The 282-nt window shown below is 45.0% G+C and carries 1 protein-coding gene; it reads right to left on the bottom strand.

What is annotated here, in order from left to right:
- A partial coding sequence (locus AB4585_RS26190; RefSeq protein WP_372171682.1) for a CidA/LrgA family protein occupies positions 1-235 on the bottom strand: 235 nt, incomplete at its 3' end.
- Positions 236-282 lie beyond the last annotated feature (47 nt).

The raw sequence follows: 282 nt of genomic DNA, 5'->3' as shown, positions 1-282 counted from the left end.
GGCCTGCACTGATGGGAATGAACAGCAAAATCATGTACTTGATCAATAGTGAGGCGCTAGGTTGTACCCAGTGAGGCTTTACCACGCCACTCACCAAACCCAGAAACAAGATCAAAAGTCCAATCACACTTCCTGGTACAGAGAGTGAGAAAAAGTCCTGTATCCAATCACCGATAACAAGCGAAAGGACGATTAAGCCTGCACTAAGCAGATAGAAGAATGCCTTGCTGACCATTAACTAAGAAACCAACTGTTCAACGTAGTGGTAGATGGCCTTAAGGA

The organism is Vibrio sp. 10N.222.49.C9 (assembly GCF_041474985.1).
Classification (GTDB): Bacteria; Pseudomonadota; Gammaproteobacteria; order Enterobacterales; family Vibrionaceae; genus Vibrio; species Vibrio crassostreae_C.
Note: the sequence above shows the minus strand (reverse complement) of the source record. Positions and strands in the feature narration are given on the sequence as shown.